The organism is Micromonospora sp. NPDC048868 (assembly GCF_043198195.1).
GTDB lineage: Bacteria > Actinomycetota > Actinomycetes > Mycobacteriales > Micromonosporaceae > Micromonospora > Micromonospora reichwaldensis.
The window spans coordinates 1-18,813 of the sequence record NZ_JBICUN010000018.1; the positions used below are offsets into that span (position 1 = coordinate 1).

Annotated in this window: 16 protein-coding genes; 10 read left to right on the forward strand and 6 right to left on the reverse strand. The window is 72.9% G+C overall.

The features are described 5' to 3' along the window. Window positions 1-326: 326 nt before the first annotated feature. Window positions 327-980 carry a hypothetical protein gene (locus ACGFNF_RS24000; protein WP_393170791.1) on the forward strand — a complete coding sequence of 218 codons (654 nt, stop codon included), beginning with the start codon at window positions 327-329 and terminating at the stop codon, window positions 978-980. A gap of 183 nt (window positions 981-1,163) precedes the next feature. Next, the gene (locus tag ACGFNF_RS24005; RefSeq protein WP_393170793.1) at window positions 1,164-2,990 is read left to right on the forward strand and encodes a PucR family transcriptional regulator; all 1,827 of its coding nucleotides are present in this window, start codon (window positions 1,164-1,166) and stop codon (window positions 2,988-2,990) included. A 19-nt stretch (window positions 2,991-3,009) separates the two neighbouring features. Here the strand turns inward: ACGFNF_RS24005 and ACGFNF_RS24010 are convergent, their stop codons facing one another. Then, window positions 3,010-4,359, reverse strand: a complete 1,350-nt coding sequence (locus ACGFNF_RS24010) for a hypothetical protein (RefSeq protein WP_393170795.1) — start codon at window positions 4,357-4,359, stop codon at window positions 3,010-3,012. A 91-nt stretch (window positions 4,360-4,450) separates the two neighbouring features. Between ACGFNF_RS24010 and murD the strand changes: the two genes are divergently transcribed. Then, a complete protein-coding gene (gene murD, locus ACGFNF_RS24015; protein ID WP_393170796.1) occupies window positions 4,451-5,797 on the forward strand; it encodes a UDP-N-acetylmuramoyl-L-alanine--D-glutamate ligase in 1,347 nt (448 codons plus the stop codon). A 1-nt stretch (window position 5,798) separates the two neighbouring features. Here the strand turns inward: murD and ACGFNF_RS24020 are convergent, their stop codons facing one another. From ACGFNF_RS24020 to ACGFNF_RS24030, 3 genes are all read right to left on the reverse strand, one after another. Continuing rightward, window positions 5,799-6,317, reverse strand: a complete 519-nt coding sequence (locus ACGFNF_RS24020; protein WP_393170798.1) for a DUF6114 domain-containing protein — start codon at window positions 6,315-6,317, stop codon at window positions 5,799-5,801. Window position 6,318: 1 nt separating this feature from the next. Then, window positions 6,319-6,948 carry a DUF6230 family protein gene (locus ACGFNF_RS24025; RefSeq protein WP_357580105.1) on the reverse strand — a complete coding sequence of 210 codons (630 nt, stop codon included), beginning with the start codon at window positions 6,946-6,948 and terminating at the stop codon, window positions 6,319-6,321. 210 nt (window positions 6,949-7,158) lie between these two features. Continuing rightward, window positions 7,159-7,926 (reverse strand): TetR/AcrR family transcriptional regulator, encoded by a 768-nt coding sequence (locus ACGFNF_RS24030; protein ID WP_327028997.1) that lies wholly within the window; start codon window positions 7,924-7,926, stop codon window positions 7,159-7,161. A gap of 380 nt (window positions 7,927-8,306) precedes the next feature. Here ACGFNF_RS24030 and ACGFNF_RS24035 point away from each other — a divergent pair, with 380 nt between their 5' ends. Further along, the gene (locus ACGFNF_RS24035) at window positions 8,307-9,002 is read left to right on the forward strand and encodes a Tat pathway signal sequence domain protein (RefSeq protein ID WP_393170801.1); all 696 of its coding nucleotides are present in this window, start codon (window positions 8,307-8,309) and stop codon (window positions 9,000-9,002) included. 61 nt (window positions 9,003-9,063) lie between these two features. Here the strand turns inward: ACGFNF_RS24035 and ACGFNF_RS24040 are convergent, their stop codons facing one another. Beyond that, window positions 9,064-10,059: a hypothetical protein gene (locus ACGFNF_RS24040; RefSeq protein WP_393170803.1), complete on the reverse strand. Its 996-nt coding sequence runs from the start codon at window positions 10,057-10,059 to the stop codon at window positions 9,064-9,066. Between the two features lie 194 nt (window positions 10,060-10,253). On the opposite strand from ACGFNF_RS24040, the gene ACGFNF_RS24045 reads away from it, so the two are divergent. Both ACGFNF_RS24045 and ACGFNF_RS24050 read left to right on the forward strand, forming a co-directional pair. After that, complete coding sequence (locus tag ACGFNF_RS24045) at window positions 10,254-11,561, forward strand: aspartate aminotransferase family protein (RefSeq protein ID WP_393170805.1); 1,308 nt, start codon at window positions 10,254-10,256, stop codon at window positions 11,559-11,561. Beyond that, a complete protein-coding gene (locus tag ACGFNF_RS24050) occupies window positions 11,558-13,069 on the forward strand; it encodes a CoA-acylating methylmalonate-semialdehyde dehydrogenase (RefSeq protein ID WP_393170807.1) in 1,512 nt (503 codons plus the stop codon). The genes ACGFNF_RS24045 and ACGFNF_RS24050 overlap by 4 nt, the downstream gene beginning before the upstream one ends. Here ACGFNF_RS24050 and ACGFNF_RS24055 read toward each other — a convergent pair. After that, entirely contained in the window at window positions 13,041-14,501 is a 1,461-nt protein-coding gene (locus tag ACGFNF_RS24055; protein ID WP_393170809.1) for an acyltransferase, read from the reverse strand. The genes ACGFNF_RS24050 and ACGFNF_RS24055 overlap by 29 nt on opposite strands. Window positions 14,502-14,696: 195 nt before the next feature. On the opposite strand from ACGFNF_RS24055, the gene ngcE reads away from it, so the two are divergent. The 4 genes from ngcE to ACGFNF_RS24075 all read left to right on the forward strand — a co-directional run bounded on the left by ngcE (window position 14,697) and on the right by ACGFNF_RS24075 (window position 18,791). Continuing rightward, a complete protein-coding gene (gene ngcE / locus ACGFNF_RS24060) occupies window positions 14,697-16,115 on the forward strand; it encodes an N-acetylglucosamine/diacetylchitobiose ABC transporter substrate-binding protein (RefSeq protein ID WP_132238802.1) in 1,419 nt (472 codons plus the stop codon). 73 nt (window positions 16,116-16,188) lie between these two features. Next, a complete protein-coding gene (locus tag ACGFNF_RS24065; RefSeq protein ID WP_357578649.1) occupies window positions 16,189-17,097 on the forward strand; it encodes a sugar ABC transporter permease in 909 nt (302 codons plus the stop codon). Next, window positions 17,094-17,999 (forward strand): carbohydrate ABC transporter permease, encoded by a 906-nt coding sequence (locus ACGFNF_RS24070; RefSeq protein ID WP_393170812.1) that lies wholly within the window; start codon window positions 17,094-17,096, stop codon window positions 17,997-17,999. The genes ACGFNF_RS24065 and ACGFNF_RS24070 overlap by 4 nt, the downstream gene beginning before the upstream one ends. A gap of 651 nt (window positions 18,000-18,650) precedes the next feature. Further along, entirely contained in the window at window positions 18,651-18,791 is a 141-nt protein-coding gene (locus ACGFNF_RS24075) for a hypothetical protein (protein WP_357578650.1), read from the forward strand. Window positions 18,792-18,813 lie beyond the last annotated feature (22 nt).

The window sequence follows — 18,813 nt, forward strand, 5'->3', positions numbered from 1 at the left end:
CCCAACGCGATGGAGACCTCACCGGTTACGACCATCGCTCGCATTCACACACTGAGCCAAGCCCACAATGGGCAAAGGCTACCGAACCACCCTCTGAGGGAACGCTTCCTCGACTGGGCGCGGGCCCGGGACTGACGTGACATCACAAGGATCTGGTAAGGATCGGACTGGATGCTGTAGCGATCACCCCACTGGGCCAAGACCTGGCTGAAGTAGGCATTCGCTTACCCGACACACTCGGGCGGCATCGCAGCGGTGGCCAGCCTGCTGCGACGCAGGCCCGTCGCGATATCGTGCGCCGCCGGCCTCGAGAGGAAGCGTGGAGCATGACGACAACGCCTACGGGTGGCGCCCTTCGCGCCGCGAAGGCCAACGCACTGGTCCTGGCGGTCCTGCTAGCGGCTGGATGCACGCGGCCGACGGACACCGCTGAGTTACGGCCTGCCGCCGGCCACTCGCCCAGCAGCAGCCCCAATACCGTTTCGATACGACTCGACGCGCCTGAGACGCTGCTCGACGGCTGGAACGAATCGATCGACCGACGACTGCACGACATGACCAAGCAGAACATCGGCGGCTTCAAGAGACTTCTCCAGGGTGAGCCGACCAGCGCGGTGGGTACCGCCTACGCAGCGGGGAAGGAGAAGCATTCAGCGGAGCTCGGGGTTCATCGACCCGACGACAGCCGGTTCGTGCTTGTCAGCGGGGTCTCCGGCACTGTTGTCGCACCGGAAACGACGCTCGACGCCGTGTTCGGCGCGCTGACGGCGGTCGTCGACGTGAAGCCGGTCGCGCCGGGACCGCTGGGCGGCACAGCACGCTGCGGCACCAGCAAGAACGCCGGCATCCGCGTCGAAGTCTGCGGGTGGGCCTCCCCGTACGTCATTGGCGTGATTCACTTCGGAGGCTTCAAGCCGGCCGACAATCCGAGCAGGCTATTTACGCAGGTGCGCGCACAGGTCGAGCACCCGGCATCGTGACCCGTAGCTGACACGGCCGACCGACTGACCCCCGCGGGCCCAGGTGGGCTGTTCGGCTCCCGCGATAACGCCCATCTTCCGGCCGGGTCCCGGCAGCGGTTGTCGCACCGCTTGTACGCACTTGGCGGCATGAACCCGGGACGGGGCGGCTGCCCGTGCGGAATCTATGTCACGGACGGTAGCGTGTCGCCCGTGTTCCCTACCGTCCGTGAGGTCCTCGCGCTGGACCCGGTCCGCCACGGCGCTCCGCGCCTGGTCGCCGGGGAGGCCGGTCTCGACCGCCCGGTGCGCTGGGTGCACGTGACCGAGGTGCCCGACATCGCCCCGCTGCTCGGCGGCGGCGAGCTGGTGCTCACCACCGGGATCGGGCTGCCCGCCGACGACGCCGGGCTGCGCGCCTTCATCGGCGACCTGGCGGACGTGGGCGTCTCCGGCCTGGTCGTCGAGCTGGGTCGTCGGTACGTCAGCGGGGTGCCCCGGGTGATGGCCGCCGCCGCCGAGCGGCGCGGCCTGCCCCTGGTCGAGCTGCGGCGGGCCACCCCGTTCGTCCGGATCACCGAGGCGGTGCACGCGCTGATCGTGGACGCCCAGCTGACCGAGCTGCGGGCGACGGAGGAGATCCACCAGCGCTTCACGGAGCTGTCGGTGGAGGGCGCCGGCCCCGGCGAGGTGGTACGGCAGGCCGCCGACCTCTCCGGCTGCCCGGTGGTGCTGGAGAACCTCTCCCGGCAGGTGCTCGCGTACGACCCGGCGGGGGAGAGCGCCGAGCTGCTGCTGGACTGCTGGGAGCAGCACTCGCGGCGGATCCGGCCGGCGGGGCGGACCGCGTACGACGGCGACAACGGGTGGCTGGTGACCACGGTCGGCGCCCGGGGGCAGGACTGGGGGCGGCTGCTGCTGCGCTGGCCCGGCGGGGGCGACCTGGCGGCGGGCCGGCGCGTGTTCGACCCCGCCGAGGAGGGCGGAGCGCCCGTCGGCGTCGCCGCGCCGCCCGTGGTCCCGCCCACCCGGCTGACCATCCTCGTCGAGCGGGCCGCCTCGACGCTGGCCCTGGGCCGGCTGATCCGGCGCGACGCCGAGGGCCTGGAGCGGCAGATCCACCGTACGCTGCTCACCGCCCTGCTCGACCACTCGCTGCCGGTGGACGAGGTCGCCCTGCGGGCCCGGGCGCTCGGCGTGCTGCTGGAGCGCCGGCACCTGGTCGGGGTGGTGGTCCGGCACCGGGCCGACGACCCGGCGGGGGAGGGCGGCCCGGCCCCGGACCAGGGGCAGCCGGGCGGTCCGGAGGCCGGCCCTGCTCGGCTGCGTGATCTCGCCGAGGCGGTCGGGCAGGCGTTGCACGAGGCGAAGCTGACCGGGCTGTCCAGCGCCGTCGACGACCACGCCGTCGGCGTGCTGCTCGCCCTGCCGGAGCCGGCGGCCGAGGAGCGGTCGCTGGCCGCGTTCGCCGCCGCGCTGCACCGCACCCGCCCGGACGCCCCCGTCCGTGGTGACGGACCGGCCCGGTCCAACGGGCGGACGAACGGCGTGGCCCGGCCGGCGGGCGGCGGACTGCTCGTCGCGGCCGGTTCCGGCGTGCCCAGCCTGCGGGAGGCGCGCCGGTCGCTGGTCGAGGCCCGGCAGATCGCCGACGCCGCCCGGCGGGACCGGCGGGACCTGCCGGTCTTCCGGCTACCGCACGTCGGGCTGGCGGGGCTGCTGCACCTGCTGCGCGACGAGCCCCGGTTGCAGACGTTCGTCGAGCGGGAACTCGGCGCACTGCTGACCCACGACGCGCAGCACCCGCGGGAGCAGCTGCTGGGCACCCTGCGGGCGTACCTGGAGCAGGGCCGCAACAAGTCGGCGGCGGCCGGGGCGGCACACCTGTCCCGACCGGCCTTCTACGAGCGGCTGGCCCGGATCCGCCGCGTCCTGGACGTGGACCTCGACTCGGTCGAGGCCTGCCTCTCCCTGCACGTGGCCCTGCTGGCCCTCGACGCCATCCGCACCCACCCCGCATCGCCCCGCTGACCCAACACCCCCGTCAGCGTCAGGTCAGCGCAGCGAGGGCCTTGGCGTAGGGCGGGGGGATGTGGTTCGGGCCGCCCGGGGTGAAGACGTCCGAGGTGGCCGCCGTCGACCAGGCCGTGGCCGGGACCGCGTCGACCAGGGCGCGGACCACCGGGGCGTCGCGCCACTGGTCCTGCTCGGCCAGCAGGCTCAGGGCCACCACGGACTCCTCCACCTCGCCGACGCACTCGAACGGCTTGTGCCCGTCCACGCCCAGCAGCTCCCGGTAGCCGGGGATCTGCGAGGGGTCGGCGAGCAGGTCGCCGCCGAAGATGTGGGTGACCCGCTCGCGGGGCATGAACGGCGCCATGGCCAGGAAGACGAACCGGCACTTCGGGCAGTCGCGGCACCAGCGCTCGCTGGCGTCGCGCAGCTTGAACGCGGCGTTGCAGCTCGTCACCACGTCGTCGTAGCGGTCGATCTCGGCGAACGACCGGGCGATGTGCAGCTCCGAGAGCGAGCGCAGCAGCGAGAAGTAGGGCTCGGTGAGCCCGGCGTGCGCGGCCAGTGCGGCCCGGAGCAGCCCCTCCGCCTCCACGCCCTTGGACCACTGGTGGTTGATCTCGTGGCCGTTCCAGACCAGGTTCGGGTCCGACGCCGAGCGCTCGTTGGACATCACCACCGGGCCCAGGCCGTGCAGCACCGCAGTGGCGACGGCGATCAGCGAGTTGATCGCGGTGACCGGGATGTGGCCGTTGCGGGCCCCGGCGGCGTTGAGCTCGAACAGCACCGGGTCGATGCGCCGCCGGGCGGCGAGCGGGGCGAGCCCGGACGCCTCGTTCACCGCGACGATCACGTGGTTCGGGTTGACCGAGAAGGGCACCGGGTCGAGGCCCGCCCGGCGCAGGGCCTCCAGGCTGACGATGGAGTCCTTGCCGCCGCCGACAGCCGAGAGCGGACGCCGGTCGGAGTCGTCGTACTCCCGGGGCGGGGAGACCGTGCCGGGCGGCACCTCCGGGCGCAGCTCGAGCACGTGCGGCAGCTGGTTGCGGTACGCGTACTCCGCGAGGCCCTTGGTGTAGACGGCGGTGACCAGCTCGGCGGCGGCCGTGCCCAGCGGCGCCGGCAGCACCAGGCGCGGCGGCGCGGCGACCTTGTAGTAGCTGACGCCGGCGACCACGTGCAACAGCTCCAGCACCCGGCCCAGGGTCGCCACGGTCTCGTCCGAGGGCGGCGCGTCCGGCAGGGGAAGGGTGACCACCTCGGTGAACCGCTGCTCGCCGTCGGGGCCGGTGAGGGCGTAATCGAACAACACCTCCCCGGTGGAGAGGTCGATCGAGTAGGACGGGAAGGTGAAGGCGTCCATCCGCCGGAGCTGCTCGTTGGGCACACGCCATACTAGGCCCTGGTTCGTCCGGCCGTGTCCGGCTGCGCCGGACCCCGCCCCTGCCACGCCCGACAACACCCCCTGAGGAGAGCCCGTGCGCCTGTCTGACCTGCGCGGACGTACCGTCGCCGTCTGGGGGGCCGGCCGGGAGGGCCGGGCCGCGGTGACCGCGATCGCCGCGCACGGCCCGGCCGACCTGGTCGCCGTCGACGACAGCGCCAACTTCCTCAGCCTGCCCTGGGAGGGGCCGCTGGCCGAGGCGGCGCCGCTGGTCACCGGCGAGGAGGGCTTCGCCCGGCTGGCCGCCGCCGACGTGGTGGTCCGCTCGCCAGGCGTGCCGCAGACCCACCCGTGGCTGGTGAAGCTGCGCCGGCGCGGGGCGACCGTCACCCAGGGCACCGCCCTGTGGATGGCCGACCACGCCGCCCGCACCGTCGGCGTCACCGGCAGCAAGGGCAAGAGCACCACCTCCAGCCTGATCAGCCACCTGCTCGCCGCCGTGGACCGGCCGAACGTGTTCGGCGGCAACATCGGCGTGCCGACGCTGGACCTGCCGGAGGCGGAGCTGTACGTGCTGGAGCTGTCCAGCTACCAGTGCAGCGACCTGACCGACTCGCCCCGGGTGGCGGTCGTCACCTCCCTCTTCCCCGAGCACCTCGACGCGCACGGCGGCGAGGCCGAGTACTACCGCGACAAGCTCAACCTGCTGGCGCACGGGCCACGGACCGTGGTGGTCAACGGCGCCGACCCGAGGCTCGCCCTCGAACTGGGCGACCGCGCGGCGGTGCGCGCCGGCCTGCCGGACACCACCCACGTGGCCGGCGGCGCCGACGGCACGCCCTGGTTCCACCTCGGCGACCGGCCGCTCTTCCCGCGTGCGGTGCTGCCGCTGGTCGGCCGGCACAACGAGGGCAACCTCTGCGTCGCCCTCGCGGTGCTCGACGCGCTCGGCGTCGACGTGGTGGATCGCCGGGACACGCTGGCCGTGGCGGTCGCCGAGTTCCAGGGGCTGGCCCACCGGCTCACCGAGATCGCCGACCCGTCCGGCCTCACCTTCGTCGACGACACCCTCGCCACCAGCCCGTACGCGGCCATGCACGCCATCGACGCGTACGAGGGGCGGCCGTTGACGGTGATCGTCGGTGGCACCGACCGGGGCCTGGACTACGCGCCGCTGCGCGAGCACCTCGCGGAGCGCGAGCTGACCGTGCTCGGCATTCCCGACAGCGGCCCCCGGATCGTCGAGGCGCTCGCCGGCCTGCCGAAGGTGCGTACCGAGGTGGTCGACGACCTGGTCGACGCTGTCCGGCTGGCCCGCGAGGTGACCCCGGCCGACGGGGTGGTCCTGCTCTCCCCGGCGGCGCCGAGCTACGGGCGGTTCCGCAACTTCGAGCACCGCTCCGAGGTCTTCGCCCAGGCGGTACGCGACACCGCCGGCTGACTCAGCCCCGGTCGGCGGGCGTCGGGTGCGTCGTGCCCAGGCCCGGCAGCAGCTCGTCGTCGTCCGGGTCGTCCTCCGGGTCCCCGGTCTGCGGGGCCGATGCTTCGGGCGCCCGGGTGGCGCCGGCCGGTTGGCGCCGCTTGTCGGGCGTCCAGGCGAAGGCGAGTGCCCCGCCGACGAGGGCCAGCAGCATCCCGACCAGGAAGCCGCCCAGGTTCGAGGTCAGCCAGGAGACCAGCCCGAGCAGCAGGGAGAGCACGGCGTAGAAGACCCGCTGCTGCGGGGTGGCGACCAGCAGCACCCCGCAGAGCACCAGGACGGCCGGCACCAGGTACGCGGCCAGCCCCTGCGGCCCGACGTGCAGCAGCACCCCGAGCGGCGCGCGCAGGGTCACGAGCATCTCCGTGCCGCCGAGCGCGATCAGCACCCCGGCGGTGAACGGGCGGCCCCGCCGCCAGCGGCGCCAGCGCCCGCCGGGTCGGCGGGCGGCTGGCACCGGGTGGTGTCCCGCGGCGGTCACGTCAGCATCCGTCGGAGGTGAACGCCATGCGCAGGTCGGGCAGGTTGAAGACGGCGGCCGTGGTGGCGTAGTTGTTCTGCCGCAGGTTGGTGATGATCACCGTGTCCGACTGCTGGGCGAAGACGCCGGGGTTGCCTTTGACCCCGGGCACCTGGTCGAGGGTGCTGGCGTCCTGCCCGACGTTGATGTTCTTGAACGAGGCGTTGCCGGCGACCTCGTCGCCGTCGACGACCAGGGTGCGGGCGGTGACCGGCGTGCCGGCGCCGCCGGCGGTGATCTTCAGGTAGACGCCGCCCAGGTTGATGCTCTGGCAGAGGTTCGTCAGTTCGGCCTTGTCGATCGCCGACACCATCACCAGGACCTGCCCGCCGGTGTCGCCCTGGTTGGGGCTGTCCGGAATCATCTGGTCGATGGTGGCGAACTGCTCGAACCCCGTGCCGGTGAGCTTGTCGGCGGTGACGGTGAACGGCATGCCGGAGATGGCGAACTGCGCGCCCAGTACGCCCTGGGCGGTCAGCACGACCATGCCGGCGGCACCCGCCACGACGGTGCCCAGCGTGACGGCGAACCGGCGCCAGCGCACGCCACTACGCGGCGGATCGGGTTCGATCGGTGCGATCTGCTCCGACATGGCGGGCTCCCTTTCGAAGATCGATTGATCGGCGACAATGGGAAATCGGCTCAAGCTCTGCGCAGGCTGAAGTTACCGCCGAGTAAATGCCGGGTCAACGGCCGGTGGGGGCTGGTTGAGGCGGTATCTGCCAAATGCGGCCAAAGTGAAAAACCGCTGCGGTTTCCGACCGCGCGGTGTCGGCTGCCCGGCCGGGAGGCCGGGTCGCCGTCAGGAGAGGGTGGCCGCCTCGCCGGCCGGCGCGCACGGCGCGGTCGTGCCCGGGCCGTCGGCCGGGCGTGCCAGCCGCGTCGCCCGGGCCGCGTCGTCGGTGCCGAGGAAGGGCGCGGTGGCCGCGTAGGTGAGCACCGGCAGCAGCTGGGGCAGCTCCGTCGCCCGGCCCTGGGCCACCCGGCTGCGCACGGTGGCGTGGATCCCGCCGACCACGGTGGACACCAGCGCGTCCCGGTCCACGTCCACCGTCGGGCCGGGGCCGGCGTCGGCGAAGAACCGGCGGAAGCTGCCGAGCAGGGCGTCGCGCTCCCGGCGGGCGTCCGGGCCGGCCGCGTCCACCTCGACGAGCGCCATCCGGGCGAAGGCGGGCACGCTCGCCAGCACCTCCAGCAGGGTGCGCAGGGCGGCGCGGGCGGCGTCCGACCACGTCGGCCCGGCCTCCCGGTAGGCGCTCTCCATGAGCTGCGACAGCACGGCGACGCCGTGCCGGTACGCGGCGAGGAAGGCGTCCTCCTTGCCGCTGAAGAGGGCGTAGAAGGCCGGTCGGGTCACCCCGGCGGCGTGGCAGATGTCCGTGACCCGGGCGTTGTCGTAGCCCTTCGTCGCCACCTCCCGCACGAGCCCGTCGAAGAGGCGGTCGCGCTGGGTGGCGGCCACCGCCTCGGCGGAGAGCCGGCGCGGACCACGTTTGATCGCGCGATCGGGGTCGCGACCGGGGCGCGCACCCGGCAGGGGCGCCGGATGCGGGCGGCGCTGCGTGGTCAACGTGCCTGCCTCTCCATTCATTGACTTTACGACCCTCCGGGGTTTATAACTTTCTGCACGCTCAGTTGGGATCCCGTCACCATGGGTGATCTTCCGGATGGTCACCCGTCGGCTCATCGAAGGAGGGCTCGATGGCTGCCATTATCGCGGAACAGGTGCGCCCTCCCAAGGCCGGAAAGACGCAGGTGACGCCGCTGCGCCGCGGCGCGCCACGCCGGCCTGCCCGCTGACGTCGCCGCACCACCACCGCCACCGCCGTCCGGCCCCGACGGCCGCCCGGCACCCCCCACCGCCGTCCATGACGCGACGGCCCCGGTCGCCACGCGGGCACCCCCCGCCCGCGCGAGTCGACCTCCCCCCGTCCCCCGAAAGGAAGAACCATGCTCAGGTACGGACGAATCGGCGTGGGTCTCACCGCCCTCGTGCTGCTGACCGGCCTCGCCGCCGCTCCGGGCTCCGCCGCCGCTCCGCGCTCCGCCACCCCGGCACCGTTCGCCAACAACGTGCTGACCTACCCGGCGCCGGGCGGCACCGCCGTCGCCGTCAACGACGTGATCCGGGCCAGCCTCAGGACCGGCACCAACGCCACCTTCTACTCCTCCGCCTCGGGCACCACCGGCGTGAAGTGCGCCGCGTCCACCTTCAGCGCCAAGGTGCTGAGCAACCCGGCGGCCCCGGGCACCGCCACCGAGAGCCTGACCGCCCAGTCCTTCACCAACTGCACCACAAACGTCATCGGCACCACCGGGGTGCAGAGCGTGACCGTGCAGAACCTGCCGTACGCCACCTCGGTCACCAGCGCCGGCGTGGTCAAGATCAGCGGCACGGCGACGGCGCCGATCCAGAGCACCGTCGTGCTGAACTCGCTGCTCGGCGCGATCACCTGCGTCTACCGGACCAGCACCAACAGCCTGACCGGCACGGCGACCAACGCCAACAACTCGATCACCTTCACCAACCAGACGCTTACCAAGTTCTCCGGCCCCAGCCTCTGCTTCGGCACGGCGTACTTCTCCGCGACGTACTCGCCCGTGCAGGACGCCAGCAAGGGCAACGCCCCCGTCTACGTCAACTGAGCGCGGCCCACGGGGCCGGCGCGCGGCGATCGTCGTGCGTCGGCCCCCGGCCGTGCGCCGGTCAGCCGTCGCCCAGCGCCGTGTGCAGGGCCCGCACGGACCGGATGGCCGAGCGGATCTCCTGGAGGTAGCGACCCGGGGTGAGCGCCGGTTCGGGCAGCCCGGCCAGGTCGGGCAGGGCCGGGTCGACGCCGACGGTCTCGATCGCGCAGCCGTACGGCACGGCGAGGGTGCGCAGCGCGTCGCAGTGCTGGAACGGCACGTAGATCGGCGCGGTCACCATCAGCACCGTGTCGCCCGCGCGCAGGCGGACGTGCTCGGCCCAGAACCGCTGGGTGTCGGCGGTGTGCGCGCGGCGCCGCGCGGGATCGCCGGACGGGGCGGCCAGTACGCGCACCGGCGGGCCACCCTCGGGCCGGTACGTGCGCGACGACCAGGAGCGGTGCGGGTGGTCGGCGTCGTGGCCGTCCTCCTCGGCCGGGACGGTCACCGCGAACTCCCGCCGCACCGCCGCGTCCAGCGCCGCCACCTCGGTCTCGCAGGGCGGGACGCCGGCCACCTCCAGGGCCCGGCACTCCGCGTCCGACAGCGGGCGGAAGCTGCCCAGCACCGCCACCTCGCCGCCGACCCGGGTGCCGCCGCGCAGCAGGTGCGCCGCGTACGCGACCCGGCGCTGACAGGCGTGCGCCAACCCGCCGAGCACGACCAGGTGGGCGTACCGCGAGCGGGCTGGCGCCGCCGGACGCACCATGCCGAGCGCGTCGGCGGTGGCGAGCACCAGCCGCGCGGTGGCCGCGTCGACGGCCGGTTCCCGGGCGTCCGGCCGCTCCCGGCCACCCCGGAAGTCCCAGTGCCGGGCGGAGAAGTCGTCGAGGCCGGCCAGCACTCCCGCCACGTCCCCGTCCGGCCACGTGCCGCCGAAGTGCCCGACGAGGTCGCGCAGCGGCCCCGAGCCCAGCCAGGCCCGTACGCCGGCCGCGATCGCCCCGACGCTCGTGCCCGCCGCGCCGGTCGGCAGCGCCGGCGCCCCACGCGGCGCTTCCTCACCGGTCCGCACCGCCGGATCGTACCGGCGGCCGGGTGCCCGGGCGGCGCACGACCGGGCCGGCGGCGCACGACCGGCCCGGGCCGGTCGTGCGCCGGGCGACGGTGCGGGGCGGCCCCGGTGCCGCGCCACCCGCCGGCCCTTGTCCCCGCCGCCGGCTGGTGGCAGCGTGCGGTTACCGCGAACGCCGCTGAGAGGGTGCGACGATGACCACCGACGACCTGCTGGCCCGGCACCGGGCCGTGCTCCCGTCCTGGATGCCGCTCTACTACGACGAGCCGCTCGAGCTGGTCTCCGGCTCCGGCCGCCGGGTCACCGACGCCCGGGGCCGCACCTACCTCGACTTCTTCGGCGGCGTGCTGACCAACATGATCGGCTACGACGTCCCGGAGATCCGGGAGGCCGTCGAGCGGCAGTTGCGCACCGGCATCGTGCACAGCTCCACCCTCTACCTGATCCGGCAGCAGGTCGAGCTGGCCGAGAAGATCGCGCGGCTCTCCGGCATCCCCGACGCGCGGGTCTTCTTCACCAACTCGGGCACCGAGGCGAACGAGGCGGCGCTGCTGGCCGCCACCAACCACCGCCGCTCGCACCAGATCCTCGCCGTGCGCAACAGCTACCACGGCCGGTCGTACGCGGCGATGGGCGTGACCGGCAACCGGGGCTGGTCGGCCAGCGCGCTCAACCCGCTCCAGGTGGCCTGGCTGCACTCCGGCGAGCGGCTGCGCGGCCTGCTGGCCCGGTTGGGCGAGGCCGAACGGGTCGAGGCGGCCGTGGAGGACCTGCACGAGGTGCTCGCCACCCAGACCGCCGGCGACGTGGCCTGCCTGATCGCCGAGCCGATCCAGGGCGTGGGCGGCTTCGTGCACCCGCCGGACGGGCTCTTCGCCGCCTGGAAGAAGGTCCTCGACTCCCACGGCATCCTGTTCGTCTGCGACGAGGTGCAGACCGGCTGGGGGCGTACCGGGGAGCACTTCTGGGGCTACCAGGCGCACGGCGTGACCCCGGACCTGCTCACCTTCGCCAAGGGCATCGGCAACGGCTTCGCCCTGGCCGGCGTGGTCGGCCGCGCGGACGTGCTGGAGTCGGTGCCGGGCATCAGCTTCTCCACCTTCGGCGGCAACCCGGTCTCGACCGCCGCCGGCAACGCGGTGCTCGACTACCTGCTCGACCACGACCTCCAGGCCAACGCGGCCCGCACCGGCGCGATCCTCGCCGACGGCCTGCGCGCCGCCGTGGCCGGTCTCGACGGCGTCGCGGAGGTACGCGGCAAGGGGCTGATGCTCGGCGTCGAGTTCGTCCGGCCGGGCACCGCCGAGCCGGACCCGGCGCTGACCGGTCGGGTCTTCGAGGCGTGCCGGGCCGGCGGGCTGCTCACCGGCAAGGGCGGCCTGTACGGCAACGTGCTGCGGATGGGCCCGCCACTGACCCTGACCGAGGACGAGGCCCGCGAGGGCCTGGCCATCCTGGTCGACGCGGTCCGCTCCTGCGTGGCGGCGGAGGTGGCGGCGTGAGCGCGGCGGAGCACGGCGTCGGCGTCATCGGCCACTTCGTCGACGGCAAGCCGTTCAGCGGCTCGTCCGGGCGGCACGGGGACGTCTTCGACCCGGCGACCGGTCGGCGTACGGCCCGGGTGGAGCTGGCCTCGGCGGCGGACGTCGCGGTTGCGGTGGAGGCCGCCGGGCGCGCGGCCCGGTCCTGGCGGGACGCGTCCCTGGCGAGGCGGACGGCCGTGCTGTTCGCCTTCCGGGAGTTGGTGCACGCGCGGCGGGACCGGCTCGCCGAGGTGATCACCGCCGAGCACGGCAAGGTGCTCGCCGACGCCGCCGGCGAGGTGCAGCGCGGCCTGGAGATCATCGAGTACGCCTGCGGCATCCCCTCCGCGCTGCGCGGCGGGTTCAGTGAGAACGTCTCCACCGAGGTCGACTCGTACAGCCTGCGGCAGCCGCTCGGCGTCGTCGCGGTGATCTCCCCGTTCAACTTCCCGGCGATGGTGCCGCTGTGGTTCCTGCCGATCGCGGTGGCCTGCGGCAACGCGGTGGTGCTCAAGCCGAGCGAGAAGGACCCGGGCGCGGCGCTGCTGCTGGCGGAGTGGTTCGCCGAGGCCGGCCTGCCCGACGGGGTCCTCAACGTGGTCAACGGCGACGCCGAGGCCGTGGACGCGCTGCTGGACCACCCGGGCGTGAAGGCGGTGTCGTTCGTCGGCTCCACCCCGGTCGCCCGGCACGTCCACCAGCGCGGCACCGCCGCCGGCAAGCGGGTGCAGGCGTTGGGCGGGGCGAAGAACCACATGGTGGTGCTCCCCGACGCCGACCTGGACCTGGCCGCCGACGCGGCGGTCAACGCGGGGTTCGGCTCGGCGGGGGAGCGGTGCATGGCGATCTCGGCGCTGGTCGCGGTGGAGCCCGTCGCCGACGCCCTGGTCGCCCGGATCGCCGAGCGGATGGGCCGGCTGCGCACCGGCGACGGCCGGCGCGGCTGCGACATGGGCCCGCTGGTCACCGCCGCGCACGCCGCCCGGGTGCGCGCGTACGTCGAGGCGGGGGTGGCCGCCGGCGCGGTGCCGGTGGTGGACGGCCGGAACGTCGAGCCGGACGGCGACCCGAACGGGTTCTGGCTGGGCCCGACCCTGTTCGACCGCGTCACCCCGGACATGTCGATCTACACCGACGAGATCTTCGGCCCGGTGCTCGGCGTGCTGCGGGTCGGTTCGTACGACGAGGCGGTGGAGCTGGTCAACGCCAACCCGTACGGCAACGGCACGGCGATCTTCACCAACGACGGCGGCGCGGCCCGGCGCTACCAGCACGAGGTGGAGGTCGGCATGGTCGGTGTCAACGTGCCGATCCCGGTGCCGATGGCGTACTACTCGTTCGGCGGCTGGAAGGCCTCGCTCTTCGGCGACCTGCACGCGCACGGCGAGGACGGGGTGCGCTTCTTCACCCGGGGCAAGGTGGTCACCAGCCGCTGGTTGGACCCCCGGCACGGCGGGGTCAACCTCGGCTTCCCCACCCAGACCTGAGCAGGCGCAGGGTGCCGGCCCCGGCCAGGTACGCCACCAGCGCCGCCGCCGGCAGCCCCAGCGGCTCGGGCGCGGCCCTCGGCGTCTGGGCGTTGACCACCAGGGCGTACACCACGGCGGCGAAACCGGCGGCGGCGAGCGCGCTGCGCACGGTGGCCCGCCACCCGCCGCCGGCCGGCGCGCGGCCCGACGCGGTCCCGCCGCCGGCCGGCCGACCCTGCCCGGTGCGGCCGGCGCGGCCGGTGCGGGCCTCGACGGGGCCGAAGACCGCGACCAGGGCGGCCAGCACCACGGTCAGCATCAGCACCCACGGCACCCGCCAGGCCAGCCAGGCCGCCGACCCCGGGGGTGGGGTCGGCAGCCGCCCGGCCGCGTCCAGCGCGCCGACCAGCAGGATCGCGGCGGTGAGGTGCCAGAGGAAGACGGTGAGCACGACGGCGTTCACCGCGATCACCGCCTGCCACGGGCGGGGGCGGCGCAGCCAGCGCTCCGCCGGGTCGCGCAGCAGCAGGATCAGCCCGAACTGGGCGACGGTCAGCGTCAGCAGGGCCAGGCTGGGCGGGGCGGCGTTGTCCAGCCGTTCGCCCGGGACGTTGAGCATGCTCACCGGGTACGGTCCGACGGTGGTCAGTAGCACCGTCGCGGCCAGGCCGCCCAGCAGCGCCGCCGCGCCCGCGCGCCGCGACAGCGGCAGCCGACGTTCGCGTGCCCGGTCGCGCGCGGACGCGGGGCGCGGCGGATGCCCGGCCGCCGCGTCCGGGTGGGCGTCGTGACGCCCGGCGTCGGCGTCGCGCCAGGCGATGCCGAGCTGGTGCACGGCCAGCCAGCCGAGGACGTAGTTCGGCAGCGCCAGCTCCGCCGGGCCCAGCGCCCGCCCCACGTCGCCGGCGACGACCAGCCCGGCCAGCGCCGCCGGCACGAGCAGGCCGAAGCGCCGGTGCAGGGCGAGCATCGCCGGGGTCAGCGGCACCACGATCAGGTAGGCGGCGAGGAACCAGAGCGGGATCGTGGCGAACCAGGCGACGGTACGCACCAGCGTCGCCCCGACACCGACGAGCGACGCGAGCGTGGCGCCGCCGGCGATCACCAGCAGCAGCGCGGTCGTCGGGCGCAGCAGCCGGGCGCCCCGGTCCAGCAGCCACGCGGTGGCGTCGACGCCGGCGGCCCGGCGGGCGGCCAGCGAGGCGGCGTTGGCGTACCCGCCGACCAGGAAGAAGATCGGCATGACCTGGGCGACCCAGGTGAGCGGGTACGCCCACGGCAGGTCGGGCAGCGCGGAGCGCCCCGTCGGCCGGCCGGCGGCGTCCTCGCCGATCGCGGCGACCGCCCAGTGGCCGAGAACGACCATGCCGATCGCGAGCGCCCGGAGCAGGTCGACGTATCGTTGCCGACCAGCGGGGGTGCGCGCGGCGAGTTGCCGCAGGCGGCGCATGGCCCCGAGGGTACGTCAGGCGTGGACTGGCCGCTGCTGATAACGGTTCGGTCCCCGGGGGTTGAAGTCCGCGCCCTCCTGCCGTAGAAATTCTTCAGCAACATTCTGCGAACTGAAGACAAATTCCCCCTGCGCCTCGTGCGGCGGTCACCATCCCCCATCCGGCGACCGCCCGGACCGATCCGAGGAGAGACCATGAACAGGCGTGACATCCTGCGGCGCACCGCCGCCGCCGGCCTCCTGGCCACCCCCGCCGCCGGCCTGCTGACCGGCTGCGCCACGGGCGGCGGTGACGACGACAAGGGCGACGCCGGCACCTACAAGGGCACCAAGAGCGAGCAGAACCCGCTCGGTGTCAAGGAGGACGCGCCCCTTGAGGTGGTGATCTTCAACGGCGGCTTCGGCGAGGAGTACGCGAAGGCCCACGAGGCCATGTACACCGAGAAGTACCCGAAGGCGAAGATCAACCACTCGGCGACGCAGGAGATCGCGAAGACCCTCCAGCCGCGCTTCGTCGACAACACCCCGCCGGACGTGGTCAACAACTCCGGCGCCAACCAGATCGACTTCAACGGCCTGGTGTCGCAGAACGCCATCGCCGACCTGGGCGAGCTGCTGGCCGCCCCGAGCCTCGACATTCCGGGCAAGACGGTCAAGGACACCCTGCTGCCGGGCGCCGTCGAGGTCGGCTCGTACGACGGCAAGTTCCTGGTCATGAACTACACCTACACCGTCTACGGCATCTGGCACTCCACCAAGCTCTTCACCGAGCGCAAGTGGGAGTACGCCAAGACCTGGGACGAGCACATCGCGCTGTGCAAGCAGATCAAGGCCGCGGGCATCGCCCCCTGGACGTACGCGGGCGCGCACCCGCGCTACATGAGCTGGCCGGTCATCTCGACCGCCATCAAGTTCGGCGGCCCCTCGGTCGCCACGGCGATCGACAACCTGGAGCCCAACGCCTGGAAGTCCGACGCGATGAAGACCGCGGCCGACGCCTGGCACCAGATCGTCAAGGACAAGTTCATCCTCGAGGGCTCGCCCGGCCTCGACCACAAGCAGTCGCAGACCGCGTGGTGCCAGGGCAAGGCGGCCTTCATCTCCTGCGGTTCCTGGCTGGAGAGCGAGCAGAAGGACGTCACGCCGGCCGGGTTCAACATGACCATCCAGCCGACCCCGAGCCTGGGCAGCGGCGACAAGCTGCCGTTCGAGGCCGTCCGGGGCACCGCCGGGGAGCCGTTCATGGTCCCGGCGAAGGCCAAGAACGTCGCCGGCGGCCTGGAGTTCTTCCGGGTCATGCTCTCCAAGAAGGGCGCGCAGGACTTCACCAAGAAGGTCTCCAGCCTGACCGTGGTGGCTGGTGCCAGCGAGGGCGTCGAGCTGCCGTTCGGGCTGAACACGGTCGTCAAGGCGCTGGAGGCCTCCGGCAGCAACGGCTTCAACTGGGTCTACAACAACTACTACCGCAAGCTGGAGCGCAACCTCATCGACGCCGCGTGCGGCGAGTTCTTCAGCGGGCGGATCGGTCCGGCGGAGTTCCTCGACCAGTGCCAGAAGGGCGCGGACTCGATCGCCCAGGACAGCTCGATCAAGAAGTACAAGCGGGCCGCCTGACACCCCGGCCGGGGGGGGGGGGGTGGTTTGCCCCCCCCCCCCCGGGCCGCCGCTGAAGAGGTAGGACCTCATCGTGAGACATGGCAAGTACCCGCTGATCGTCACCTTCCTGGTGCCGCCGGTGCTGCTCTACGTCATCTTCGTCGTGTCGCCGTACCTGCAGGCGTTCCAGATCTCCACCACCGACTGGCTCGGCTACTCGGCCGACGCCAACTCGGTCGGGCTGGCGAACTTCAAGACGCTCTGGAACGACGACTACGTCTGGAACGCGTTGAAGAACAACGCGATCCTGCTGGCGCTGGTTCCGGTGCTGACGATCGTGCTCGGCCTCTTCTTCGCCGCCATGCTCAACATGGGCGGGCGCAAGGGCCGGGCGGGGGTCAGCGGGGTGCGCGGCTCGTCGTTCTACCGCACGGTCTACTTCTTCCCCCAGGTGCTCTCCGTCGTGATCATCGCGCTGCTGTGGAAGGAGGTCTACCACCCGAACAAGGGCCTGCTCACCAGCGCCCTGCACAGCGTCGGTCTGGGCGCGCCCACCTGGCTGGGGGATCCGCGGACCGCCTTCTGGTGCGTGCTCGCCGTGATGATCTGGAGCAACGTCGGCTTCTACGTGGTGCTCTTCGGCGCGGCCATGTCGGCCATCCCCAAGGAGATCTACGAGGCGGTCATGCTCGACGGCGCCTCCCGGCTGACCACGCTGTGGAAGGTGACCATCCCGCTGCTCTGGGACACCGTCCAGGTCGCCTGGGTCTACCTGGCCATCTTCGCCCTGGACGGCTTCATCCTGGTGCAGCTGATGACCAACGGCGGTCCCAACTTCTCCACCGACGTCATCGGCGTGCGGATGTACGACACGGCGTTCGGCAGCGAGACCAAGTTCGGCTACGCCTCGGCGATCGGCGTGGTGATGTTCTTCCTGACCCTCACGGTGGCGGTGCTGGCGCTGCGGGCCAGCAAGCGAGACAGGATCGAGTACTCGTGACGACTCTGGACAAGCCCGCGTCCGTGGCGCTGCCCGACGAGCCTCCCGGCCCCGCCGACCGCCCGGTACGCCGCGAACTCGGCGTCGCCAACGTGCTGTCGCACGGCTTCCTGCTGTTCTGGGGTGCGCTGACCGTACTGCCGCTGCTCTGGATGTTCATCAGCTCGTTCAAGAGCAACGCGGAGATCCTGGCCGACCCGTGGTCGCTGCCCAGCGCGCTGCGCTTCGACAACTGGTCGCGCGCGTGGAGCGGTGCGCACATCGGCCAGTACTTCCTCAACAGCCTGGTGGTGGTCGCGGGCTCGGTCACCCTGACCATGCTGATGGGCGCCACCGCCGCGTACGTCTTCGCCCGCTACGAGTTCCGGGGCAAGCAGGTCGTCTACTACCTGTTCGTCGGCGGGCTGATGTTCCCCGTCTTCCTCGCCCTGGTGCCGCTGTTCTTCGTGGTGCGCAACGCCGGCCTGTTCGGCACCTGGACCGGGCTGATCCTGGTCTACGCCGCGTACTCGCTGCCGTTCACGGTGTTCTTCCTGACCGCCTTCTTCCGTACCCTGCCCACGGCCGTCGCGGAGGCGGCACTGGTCGACGGCTGCGGTCACTTCCGGCTCTTCTTCCAGGTGATGCTGCCGATGGCGCGTCCGGGACTGATCAGCGTCGCGATCTTCAACTTCCTCAGTCACTGGAACCAGTTTCTGCTGCCGCAGGTGCTCATGCAGGGCGACGAGTCCAAGTGGGTGCTGGCCCAGGGGCTCGCCGCGCTCTCGGTCAACCAGGGCTACGCCGGCGACTACGCGCAGCTCTTCGCCGGCCTCACCATCGCGGTGGTCCCGGTACTGCTGGTCTACATCCTCTTCCAGCGCCAGGTCCAGTCTGGCCTGACCGCCGGCCAGCTCAAGTAGTCCCGTCCGCTACCGATCAGGTTTTTTCGAGCGCGCCGGCGGCCGCACCCGCCTCGACGGGCAGAAGGGCGCCGGCCCCGCGGCCCGCTCCCGCGTGAGGTCGCCTGCCGCGCGGCGAGGGCGGCCGGGACCGCCGCCGGCGCGCCGAGGTCGTACGTCTGCGACGGACCGCGGCTGCGGCGCCACGGCACACCGGCGTACGCGAGCGGGCCGCCGTGCGCCTCCACGCGTCGCGCCGACCCGGCCGCCCGATCGCGTTCCGGTTGATCGAGGTCCAGCGGACGAGCCGCTCCCGCCGCGTCGGGCCGCCACTACACGCACGCTTGTAAACGGCTTGAGTCGCGGCGGTGGCGCCGACGTGGGGGACTGCGCCGCAGGAGCCCGTTTTGGCTGGCGGGGGCGGGTGCGGCGGTCTCGCCGACGCCGGTCAGCCGCGCCCGCGATTCCTTGTGGATGATGATGGGACAGCGGCTCCCGTCGATCGGTGACACACTCGCCCATGGACAGTCATGAGTCGATCGACGGTTCGTCGCGAGACTTCCGTGGTCGCCTCCGGCTGCTCCGAAAAGGAACAGGCAGGTGCAGTTGCCCGCGTGCGGACCTGCGGGTCCGCATGGCGGAGCGCTGCCGATCCACGCATGGGAGGTGAACATGAAGAAGGAAGCGAAGCCCATCACCAAGGCCGACCTCGACGCGCTGAAGCAGGCCGTCGGCAAGGTCACGCCGAAGGCGACCACCGCCAAGGCGGGCGGATCCCGGGTTCACGTCGGGATGGCCCACTACACCCGCTAGTGCCAGGGCGGTGGGCGGCGTA

What these genes read in the sequence shown, in the direction of transcription:
- ACGFNF_RS24025 (WP_357580105.1), bottom strand. Translation starts at nt 6,948, where the DNA reads ATGTCGGAGCAGATCGCACCGATCGAACCCGATCCGCCGCGTAGTGGC.
- ACGFNF_RS24045 (WP_393170805.1), top strand. Translation starts at nt 10,254, where the DNA reads ATGACCACCGACGACCTGCTGGCCCGGCACCGGGCCGTGCTCCCGTCC.
- ACGFNF_RS24055 (WP_393170809.1), bottom strand. Translation starts at nt 14,501, where the DNA reads ATGCGCCGCCTGCGGCAACTCGCCGCGCGCACCCCCGCTGGTCGGCAA.
- ACGFNF_RS24075 (WP_357578650.1), top strand. Translation starts at nt 18,651, where the DNA reads ATGAAGAAGGAAGCGAAGCCCATCACCAAGGCCGACCTCGACGCGCTG.
- ACGFNF_RS24035 (WP_393170801.1), top strand. Translation starts at nt 8,307, where the DNA reads ATGCTCAGGTACGGACGAATCGGCGTGGGTCTCACCGCCCTCGTGCTG.
- ngcE (WP_132238802.1), top strand. Translation starts at nt 14,697, where the DNA reads ATGAACAGGCGTGACATCCTGCGGCGCACCGCCGCCGCCGGCCTCCTG.
- ACGFNF_RS24000 (WP_393170791.1), top strand. Translation starts at nt 327, where the DNA reads ATGACGACAACGCCTACGGGTGGCGCCCTTCGCGCCGCGAAGGCCAAC.